Source organism: Bradyrhizobium sp. CCBAU 53415 (genome assembly GCF_028128735.1).
Lineage (GTDB): Bacteria > Pseudomonadota > Alphaproteobacteria > Rhizobiales > Xanthobacteraceae > Bradyrhizobium.
This window is the reverse complement of sequence record NZ_LBJF01000001.1, coordinates 1,339,146-1,347,780: the sequence shown is the minus strand read 5'-3', so window position 1 is coordinate 1,347,780 and position 8,635 is coordinate 1,339,146. Positions and strand designations below refer to the sequence as shown.

Annotated in this window: 9 protein-coding genes, 2 tRNA genes and 2 pseudogenes; 7 read left to right on the top strand and 6 right to left on the bottom strand. The window is 65.0% G+C overall.

The genetic code is table 11. From position 1 onward, the window contains the following. Positions 1-273 (top strand): annotated as a pseudogene (locus XH87_RS06355) (IS481 family transposase); the annotation flags it as partial. A gap of 261 nt (positions 274-534) precedes the next feature. On the opposite strand, the gene XH87_RS06350 reads toward XH87_RS06355, so the two are convergent. Further along, positions 535-620: transfer RNA gene (locus XH87_RS06350), tRNA-Tyr, on the bottom strand. 207 nt (positions 621-827) lie between these two features. On the opposite strand from XH87_RS06350, the gene rlmB reads away from it, so the two are divergent. Then, positions 828-1,661, top strand: a complete 834-nt coding sequence (gene rlmB, locus XH87_RS06345; protein WP_271586556.1) for a 23S rRNA (guanosine(2251)-2'-O)-methyltransferase RlmB — start codon at positions 828-830, stop codon at positions 1,659-1,661. Between the two features lie 60 nt (positions 1,662-1,721). Here the strand turns inward: rlmB and XH87_RS06340 are convergent, their stop codons facing one another. Both XH87_RS06340 and XH87_RS06335 read right to left on the bottom strand, forming a co-directional pair. Next, complete coding sequence (locus XH87_RS06340) at positions 1,722-2,228, bottom strand: hypothetical protein (RefSeq protein ID WP_271586555.1); 507 nt, start codon at positions 2,226-2,228, stop codon at positions 1,722-1,724. Positions 2,229-2,271: 43 nt separating this feature from the next. After that, a complete protein-coding gene (locus XH87_RS06335; protein WP_271586554.1) occupies positions 2,272-2,754 on the bottom strand; it encodes a hypothetical protein in 483 nt (160 codons plus the stop codon). Positions 2,755-3,035: 281 nt separating this feature from the next. Between XH87_RS06335 and XH87_RS06330 the strand changes: the two genes are divergently transcribed. The 3 genes from XH87_RS06330 (at position 3,036) to XH87_RS06320 (ending at position 4,402) form a co-directional block, all read left to right on the top strand. After that, positions 3,036-3,509, top strand: a complete 474-nt coding sequence (locus XH87_RS06330; protein WP_271586553.1) for a hypothetical protein — start codon at positions 3,036-3,038, stop codon at positions 3,507-3,509. 162 nt (positions 3,510-3,671) lie between these two features. Further along, positions 3,672-3,746: transfer RNA gene (locus XH87_RS06325), tRNA-Thr, on the top strand. Between the two features lie 272 nt (positions 3,747-4,018). After that, positions 4,019-4,402, top strand: coding sequence for a hypothetical protein (locus tag XH87_RS06320; protein WP_271586552.1), 384 nt, complete (start codon positions 4,019-4,021; stop codon positions 4,400-4,402). A 223-nt stretch (positions 4,403-4,625) separates the two neighbouring features. On the opposite strand, the gene XH87_RS06315 is transcribed toward XH87_RS06320, so the two are convergent. Beyond that, on the bottom strand, positions 4,626-6,458 hold the full coding sequence (locus XH87_RS06315) for an outer membrane protein assembly factor BamB family protein (protein ID WP_271586551.1): 1,833 nt from the start codon (positions 6,456-6,458) through the stop codon (positions 4,626-4,628). 96 nt (positions 6,459-6,554) lie between these two features. After that, positions 6,555-7,267 (bottom strand): annotated as a pseudogene (locus XH87_RS06310) (class I SAM-dependent methyltransferase). Positions 7,268-7,521: 254 nt separating this feature from the next. On the opposite strand from XH87_RS06310, the gene XH87_RS06305 reads away from it, so the two are divergent. Further along, a complete protein-coding gene (locus XH87_RS06305; protein WP_271586550.1) occupies positions 7,522-7,737 on the top strand; it encodes a hypothetical protein in 216 nt (71 codons plus the stop codon). A gap of 3 nt (positions 7,738-7,740) precedes the next feature. Here XH87_RS06305 and XH87_RS06300 read toward each other — a convergent pair whose 3' ends face one another. After that, positions 7,741-7,905: a hypothetical protein gene (locus XH87_RS06300; RefSeq protein WP_271586549.1), complete on the bottom strand. Its 165-nt coding sequence runs from the start codon at positions 7,903-7,905 to the stop codon at positions 7,741-7,743. A 101-nt stretch (positions 7,906-8,006) separates the two neighbouring features. Here XH87_RS06300 and XH87_RS06295 point away from each other — a divergent pair, with 101 nt between their 5' ends. Then, positions 8,007-8,381, top strand: a complete 375-nt coding sequence (locus tag XH87_RS06295; RefSeq protein WP_271586548.1) for a hypothetical protein — start codon at positions 8,007-8,009, stop codon at positions 8,379-8,381. Positions 8,382-8,635 lie beyond the last annotated feature (254 nt).

Here is an 8,635-nt window from a genome sequence, read left to right as displayed (position 1 = left end):
TTGCCCGAACTGTCCTATCCCTTCCACGATCGCGACGTCATCATCACATCCTGCGGCCGCCTTTGCCTGCATCGCAAGAAAATCAACATCTCCATCGTGCTGGCCGGACAGAAGCTCGGCATCAAGGAAGTCGACGACGGCATTTGGCTCGTCAGCTTCATGCACTACGACCTGGGATACTTCGACCTGGAGCAAAAGACCTTGCAACCCCTCGACAACCCGTTCGGTCCGAGGCCTGTCACCGATGTCTCCGGTACGACATCCTCTCTCTGACTGAGATCGGCACTCTTGCTCATTCTTGGCATGGCAGCCCCTTGCTTGGCCGCGCTGAGCCGTCAACCCTCGAAGCCCCGCAGGGGGCGCGCCCCTTGGCGCGCGGGGTTGACGGCGAATGTGCGTGCCGAGCAATAATGGTCCGGCGCCATGAAGGCGTGGACTGACCTGCAAACCTCGACAACCCGTTCGGCACGAGGTTGTCACCCATGTCTCAGGTACGTTCTGTTACCCATGTGTCCGGGCTGGACAGAAGCAGGATGGTGGGGGAGGCAGGACTCGAACCTGCGAAGCCATGAGGCGGCTGATTTACAGTCAGCTCCCTTTGCCACTCGGGACACTCCCCCGCTCGACGGCAGCACAATCGGGCCGGACCTTGCCGGCGGACCGAAGACGGCCATGGAACGTGAAGGCCGCGACAGCCCGGATCGGGGCGCGACCGGGCGCGTTTATGGGCGAAGCGGTGGGGCAAAGTCAACCGAGGCAAGCAGCTAAAATCGCCCTCACAGGCACCGAAATTGCCATATTCCGGAACCCATGACAGAAGCGAGCCCATGAAGGATCGAAAATTCGGCCCCAAGGGGGCTCGCGGCGGGGCTAAGCCCTTCAACCGGCCCGGGAAATCGACCGGCCGGCCGGCTTGGCGCGACCGTGATTCGCAACCCGACGGACCCGTCATTCTCTATGGCTGGCACACCGTCACCATGGCGCTGGCCAACCCTCGGCGCCGGATCCGCAAGCTGACGCTGACCGAGAACGCCGCAAGGCGCCTCGCGGAAGAGAATATCGAGACCCGCGTGGCGCCGGAGATCGTGCGGCCCCAGGAGATCGACCGGCTGCTGTCGCCCGACGCCGTGCACCAGGGCCTCCTGGCCGAGGCCGATCCCCTGCCCTCGCTCGATATCGACACCCTGACGCAGGAAGGCATTGTGCTGGTGCTCGACCAGATCACCGATCCCCACAATGTCGGCGCCATCCTGCGCTCGGCCGCAGCGTTCGCGGTGAAGGCGATCGTCACCACAGCGCGGCACAGTCCGGAAGCGACCGGCGTGCTGGCCAAGGCCGCCTCCGGCGCGCTCGAACTGGTCCCTATGATCACGGTGCAAAACCTCGCCCGTGCGCTGACGGCGCTGAACGAGCGCGGCTTCCAGACCGTCGGGCTCGACAGCGAAGGCAGCGAGGAGATCAGCGACGTCGCGCTGCGCGAGCCGCTTGCACTCGTGCTCGGCGCGGAAGGCAAGGGCCTCAGGCAATTGACCCGCGAGACCTGCAGCGTCGTGGCACGGCTCGACATGCCCGGCGAGATCAAGAGCCTCAACGTCTCGAACGCCGCCGTGCTCGCGCTCTATATCGGTGCGAGCCGGCTCGGGTTGATGAAGCCCCAATAGAGCAAAACGCCCGTCCGCATCGCGCGGACGGGCGTCTCGTTGGCTTTGGCCGATCAGAGATCAGTAATAGCGGCGCAGCACGCGGTGACCTCCGTAGTAGTGCGGAGCGTGGCGATGGGCATAGCCGTAGCGCGGAGCATGGCCGTAGTGCACGCGCGGCAGATAGCCGTAGCGCGGGCCGTAGCCATAGCGATACGGACGGTAGTACGGACGGCGATAGGGGTAAGCGGCCGGCGGCGCGACCGCAGCGGCACGATAGCCATAGCCGTAATTGGCAGGCGCGACGACCGCGTCCTCACGGTAGGTCGGATACGGCGCGAAGGCGCCCGGACCGGTATAGGTCGGGCCCTGGTTCACGTAATAATACTGCGTGGTCGGCTCGGCGAGACGTTCATAGGCGCCATAGCCATAGCCATAGCCATACCCATAGCCGCCGCAGCCGGTGTTGCAGCCGGAATAGACCGGCGCAACCGGCGCGCACGTGCTGAAGCCGCAGGCCGCGGCGGGCGCGGTGGCGGCGAACACCACGGCAGCTGCCGCGACCAGTCCCGAAATCATCTGACGCATTACTTTCTCCTGTTGATTTTCGTTTTTTTGGTTTTCACGTTTCTCAACCCGGCGGCCTGCCGGGCATCTCTGTATGCGGCCGCGGCCGAGGGGGCCGAGGACGATCATTGATCTCGGGCGCGTAGATCACCGGCGGCGGATCGACGGGCGCATCCATCTGCGGCGGAAGCGGCGCGGACGACGCGCCCAAACTCTCATGGTAGCTCTCGGCCGGTTTGGGCAATTTGCGGTTCGCGGGCGGCTCGACCTCGAGCCGGCCGTAGCCGGGCCGCAGGCCAAGCGTTGGATAATAATGGCCGACGTCGCCGGGCTGCCGCTCGGCAATATAGCGACCGCCATAGATAGTGGGCTGCACCTGCTGGTTCTTGCCGAGGCCCCAAACGCCCTCGACCACGCTATAGGACGCGTCGATGTTGTTGATGATGATCGGCACGCCGGGCCGGCCGGGAACGACGATATCGAAGCCGCCGGCAAGAGCCGTCGCAGGCAGTCCGATCACAAAGGCGACGAGCGCCACAGCGCGCATGGAGAGACCCCGGTTATCCGACGACAACCTATCCGATCGCGACGCAGAGAGGGTTAAGGTCCCCTCACCAAATTCCGGTAAGCCTAATGTGTTAGGATTGCGCGCCGTTCAAATGCTGCTGAGCGAACTAGCGAAACGTTAACGGCGCTGGATCCGCCGCCGGAACAGCGCCGCGTGCTCACATCCGTTTGACTGTCCAGGGGTGAAAATCCCACGGTTGCATCGGAACGTCCTGCGCCCTCAGCGTTTAGCTCCCGTCAACAAAGTGGGAGCGAACAGCCATGAACATCAAGCTTCTCGGGGCCACGGCGATTGCAGCAACCATGCTGGCAGGCTCTGCCATGGCGCAGGCGGTCGTCACCAATCCCGGCCGCTGCTCGGCGCAATTTCCCAACGCCAACTGCCAGAACCTCGGCCCCGGAAACCCATACACCGATAGCGGCTATCGTCATCGCCGCATGTCCTATCGCCACACCAATGGCGACTGGAATAACGACTGGAACAGGAGCCGTACCGGCTTCTGGCCGACCGACGTCGCGGCCGGCGTCGCCGGCGCCGCGATCGGCACCGCTGGCGCGATTGCAACCGCCCCATTCCGCGGCTGGGACAATTCCTACGCCTATGACAATTCGTGGGACCGCGGCTGGAACAATCGTGGATGGGACACCCGCACCTATGCCCAGCGCAACGGCTTCGTCTGTACGCCCGGCACCTGGTTCAAGGGCGAAGACGGCCGCCGGCACATCTGCCAGTAGGTCGACGAGAGTGAGCGCGATGGATCAGGCGGCCTTAAGGCCGCCTGTTTCGTGCCTGCGACGAGCATCTCGGGTTCTGGCACTTTCCAACCAAGTCTGATATTGCGACGCGCGGGTGGACAGCGCGGCGCAATGCCGGGCCCTGCTCCGCTTTGAAGCGTCGCCGGCTTAGCTCAGCGGTAGAGCAGCGGTTTTGTAAACCGAAGGTCGGGGGTTCAATCCCCTCAGCCGGCACCAGCGATGCAAGACCTGGCTGGAACTAGTCGCGCTCGCGAACGCCCGATATTCGCTTGAGGTTGAACGCTGCGGGCCGCGCGGTCGGTGAAGTTCGGGTAAACCTGGTCTATACCGTCATTGTTGCAGCCGTGACACTGCATTGATGCGCACGGACCTCGCGCCTGTTTCCTCACGTCCGTTTGACTCCTCTGGGCCCGAAAGACCGGAAACCGCCGGAACGACACCCGCCCTCATGCTTTGGCCTACGCAAGCGAACCAAAAGGAGGATGACAATGAATCGTTTGAACCTGGCAACAGCTGCAATGGCAGGCGCCGCGGCAGTGGCGGTGGCCGCGATGGCGACCCCGGCCTCGGCAGATCAGTCGGTGGTGCAATATCCGGGCTCGTGCAAGCAGTGGCATCCGAACGCGAACTGCTTGAACCACGGTCCCGGAAACCCGCGGCGTTACTACGGATATGTTTCGCCGTCATTCTACAACTATGGCGGCGCCGGATACCCGCGGCAGAGCTACGCGTACTACCCGGCCTATCAGACCGGGTTTGCGCCGCTGGACTTCGCGGGCGATGTTGCGGGCGCCGCGATCGGCACCGCCGGTGCCATCGCCACCGCACCGTTCCGCAGCTACGCTTGGGATCATGGCCCGGCTTACTACTAGGGCTGCATTGGGTGAAGGCGTCGTGGATTACGCCGCCTTTCCGCCAAACTCTGACTGAGTCCATCGGCCCTTGCCCCGGACGCAGCGCAGCGCCTCTTGGCGGTGCGCTGCAGAGCCGGGCTCATCGTGCCGCATGCTTCCGTGCCGTTCTGGGGCCCGGCCCAGCGCAGCAACGCTAACGCGTTGCAGCGCGTCCGGGACATGAGAGCGAACGCGTTGTTGCTCACTCCGTCCCCACCTCGAAAGCCAGCAGCACGTTGCCGGCGACACCGCTCCATTGGCCGTAGCCGGAATTCGTGTAGACCATGCCGCCGGCGATGACCGGCCCGGGGCCGTCGATCGCACCGCCGTGGGCAGGGATGCCGTTTACCGCCTCGAAATCTCGCGCGGTGTCGAACTCCCACAACAGCTTGCCGTCGGTGGCGTAGGCACGCAGGAAGCCGCTGACGCCGCCGGAGAACACGACGCCCGGGATCAGGCTCACCGCAGCCGAAAGCGCGGGGCTGCATTGAAGGCGCTCGCCGCAAGCAGCCGGCGGCACCTGCATCACGACCTTCCCGGTGGCGAGGTCGAGGCCGAACAGGCCGCCGCCTTGCGTGGAATCGAGTTGCCGCGTGCCGTCGCGCGTGAAGCGCACGTCGGAATTGGCGACATAGATGCGCTCCCCGTCCGCAGCCGAACCCCATTCGCTGCCGCCGAGCGGGCCGCCCTTCCCGATCCGGGTCTGCCACAGGATCTTGCCACCGTCGTCGGGATCGAACGCGTGCACGACGCCCGACTTTTGCGCGATGGCGAGAACGCGCCTGCCGTCCCGCAAGGTGGCGAGGATAGGCGACTGGCCGAAATCGTGATCGGGCCCGGGGTCGTCGGGACAATTGGTTTTGTCCGCGGCGTAGCAGGCCACGACAAACGCATCCTTGGGCGTGGCCTGCTGCTTCCACAGCAGCTTCCCGGTTGCGAGTTCGAACGCCAGGACCGCATCGGCAGTCGCGGCCGGCGGATTCGAATAGGAATTGCTCGTCGCCACATAGACCGCAGTGCGCTGCGCATCGATCGTCGGCGCCGACCAGATCGCGGCGCCGGACGGACCGAACAGCTGCGTGCCCTTCGCGTTCTTGTTGGTCGGATGCGGTACTTCCGGGATCGTATAGGCCTGCCAGATCGTCTTGCCGGTCGCGGCGTCCAGCGCCACCACGCTGCCGCGGAAGGTACAGCATTCGTAAGAGGCTTGCGAGCCCGCGGCCTCTTCGATCGAGGATACCGGCACGTAGAGCACGCCGGAATGCAGCGTCGGCGCGCCGGTGATGCGCGCGGCTGCGTGCTCCTCCACCTTGGTCTTCCAGATCAGCGCGCCGGTCAGCGCGTTCACGGCATAGGCGTTGGCGCGCAAATCGCCGAAGAAGATCGCGAACTGGTCGGAGCCCGGAAGTGGCGCGAAGCTGATCGCGGCGCGCACCGCCGCATCAAGCGCCAAAGTCCACAGCGTGCAGCCGCTTCGCGCATCGAGCGCGTGCACCTTGCGGTCGGTGCCGCCGATGAACAGCATGCCGCCGACGATGGTGGGCGGCGCAAACGACACCGAGGCGCCGGGAAAGGCGTAGGCCCATTTCAACCGCAAATGCGGCACCTGCGCCGCGGTCAGCCCCGCCATGTCGGCCGGCTGGAAGCGGCTGTTGCGGGCATCGACACCCCACCCGTTCCAGCGCGGACCGTCGAGGGCTTGCGGAAAGCCGCTGCCCTGCTGCGTGCAGCGGCCGTCCGCGTCGGCCGCAATCCCGCCAGCCGCGGTCTTGCCCGTGACGAAGGCAGCTATCGCGCGGCGTTCCGCGTCGCTGCGGTCCTTTGCCATGGCCGCCATGCTGCCCGAGGTCAACGTTCCCAGCACATGGTCGAACGACATCGCCTGCAGGGCGCCGTGGCTCGGCACGCGGGCCTGAGCATCGCCATCGTGGCATTGCGCGCAATGCGCGGCATACAGTGCGGCACCGTCCTGCTGTGCCAGCGCCGGCGCGCTGCACCAAGTCAACAACGCGGCCAGGACAGCACATGCTCTCATCGCGGGCTCCGGCAGGCGAGTTGGCGATCACTTCACACAACCCAAAATCTATCGCCGGCGCGATCACGGATGCAATGGACATTGCGCGCTCGGCCGTCACAGATCCGTGGCCAAGCGAACGCGATTCGGCAATTGGTCCAGCCGCCAGAGCCCGAGGCTCTTGTCGCGCCAGCCGCCACCGCCCTCCTCGCAACGCTCGTTGATCAGCGCGTCCGGCGCGGGCCAGTTGAACGGCGCCTTCTCCATGTTCAGCGCCCGCCAGTCGCCGTCCTCGCAATCGCGGTTGCCGTCCCATTCGGGAAAGGTGGTGACCAGCAGGAAGCGCGCGTCGCTCATCCGAAACTGCGCGACGGCGCGATCGATGTTCGCAAAGCTCAGATGCACCAGACAGTCCCGGCAGAGAATGATGTCCGCACGCGGCAGTGCATCGCGCGTGATGTCGGCGACGAGAAACCGGCCCGGCGAGCCGCCGTCTGCGACACGCCGGCGGTTGGCTTTGATCAGTGACGGCACGATGTCGATGCCGGTGTAATCGATATCGAGCTTGAGCCGACCAATCCATCCGGCATCGCCGCAGGGCGCATCCAGCAGCGAGCGCACGCAGAGCCATTGCAGCAACGGAGGAAGCGCCTCGCGGACCGCCGTTGTCGCAGCATCCTCCGAGCCGAGGCCCGACGCCGAGTTGGCCGCGCCCCAAAGGTTGGTGCGCTCGATCCGCTCGAACCGGGCGGCGAGATCGAGGCCCGCGAAACTGTCGCGGTCGCGAGAAAACGTTCGTGGGCGAGCACGGGAGGACGATGGGAGATCATTGGACGAGCCTCGAGCCAAGTCGCGAGCCAGTGTACATCGACTCAACCAGTGTACATCGACTCAACATGAGGTAGTTTGCGCATGCGATGCGCTCCACCACGTTCAAAGAGAAGGCCAGGATCGCCGCCGGTGCGGTTACAGCCATCGTCATGATGGCCGTGCTGTTCGCAATCGCAATTGGATTTCTGCTGGCGCGATAGGTCCATGAAATGCCGGATCGGAACCAAAGACGTGCGTCACTCGTTCTCGACCCATGCTGATCAAGGAAGAAAACCGAAACATGTTTCTGCTGGCGGTGGTGACGCTGTGCTGTGGCGCCGTGGCCGGCACGTTGATGCTGTTCGAGCCTGTGCTTGGGCCGGGGCCGGAGAAACCGGCCGCCGAGAGGGTGGCGATCGACGTCACCGCCCAGACCGTGCGGGTGGTCGGCACGCCGTTCGAGCCCAACGTCAATCCGCGCGAGCGGTAGCGCTCACCGCGGCAAGACCTCCTTGCCCTCCGCGGGCCGGGCGTGGGCACGCGCCAATTCCTCGGCAAACGTGATCACCTCCGCCCGCTTGTCGGCCGGCAGCGACAGGAACGCACGGATGAGCCTCAGCCCTTCCACTTCGTCCGACCGTTCTTCGCCTGCAACCATTCGCTTAATGTCGGACGACCGGGAAAAATATGCAATCCCTTTGCGGACCTCCTTGATTCGACGCAGCCGCTTTGCTGGAATGAGCGCGGCTGAGGTGAATCATGAAATGGATCACGGAGCGCGACGCACTGATCGCGCAGACACTGGCCTTCGTCCAATCGGTGACCGGCAGGAAGGATGAGATCCTTCAGCCGGAGGCGCCCGCGGCCGGCTCGACGGTTGCGGTGGAGATCGTCGCCGTGGAGGCGGTCGCAGTCGAGATCGAACCGCCGCAAGCCCCCCTTCCGCCGCAGCCCGCACCTCTCCCGCCGCCACGGGCAAGCGGCGGTTTCCGCACCGAGATGCAGGCCCGCATCGCCAGTTTCCGCAAGCATCAGGAGCGCTTCGAGCGCGAGCGTGAGGAGTATTGTGCGGCGACCCTGACCAAATTGCGTACCGCCATCCGGGATGCATCCGGCCCACCGGCAAAAAAATGAGGCCGCCGTCAGAGGCCTACAGCCAAGACCAGACCAGCCAGAGATTGGCCGCGCAGGCGCCGAACAGCGCCAGCGTGAGCGGCAGGAGCATGTGCCCGCAGGAGGTCTTCAGGTCGCTCGTCATGGCGCAAAACATCCGCTGATTCCGGCCAACGAGTCCCAGGGATTCTTTTTCCCGGAATTCAGGACTCGTTAAGGACTCAGGGGCCCGCGGCAGCCGATCACGGCGCCGTGATCGAACTCCGGACCGGAAC

Excerpts from the sequence above, each read along its gene's own strand:
- XH87_RS06330 (WP_271586553.1), top strand. The coding sequence starts at position 3,036 with ATGAACATCAAGCTTCTCGGGGCCACGGCGATTGCAGCAACCATGCTG.
- XH87_RS06305 (WP_271586550.1), top strand. The coding sequence starts at position 7,522 with ATGCTGATCAAGGAAGAAAACCGAAACATGTTTCTGCTGGCGGTGGTG.
- XH87_RS06295 (WP_271586548.1), top strand. The coding sequence starts at position 8,007 with ATGAAATGGATCACGGAGCGCGACGCACTGATCGCGCAGACACTGGCC.
- XH87_RS06335 (WP_271586554.1), bottom strand. The coding sequence starts at position 2,754 with ATGCGCGCTGTGGCGCTCGTCGCCTTTGTGATCGGACTGCCTGCGACG.
- rlmB (WP_271586556.1), top strand. The coding sequence starts at position 828 with ATGAAGGATCGAAAATTCGGCCCCAAGGGGGCTCGCGGCGGGGCTAAG.
- XH87_RS06340 (WP_271586555.1), bottom strand. The coding sequence starts at position 2,228 with ATGCGTCAGATGATTTCGGGACTGGTCGCGGCAGCTGCCGTGGTGTTC.
- XH87_RS06315 (WP_271586551.1), bottom strand. The coding sequence starts at position 6,458 with ATGAGAGCATGTGCTGTCCTGGCCGCGTTGTTGACTTGGTGCAGCGCG.
- XH87_RS06320 (WP_271586552.1), top strand. The coding sequence starts at position 4,019 with ATGAATCGTTTGAACCTGGCAACAGCTGCAATGGCAGGCGCCGCGGCA.
- XH87_RS06300 (WP_271586549.1), bottom strand. The coding sequence starts at position 7,905 with ATGGTTGCAGGCGAAGAACGGTCGGACGAAGTGGAAGGGCTGAGGCTC.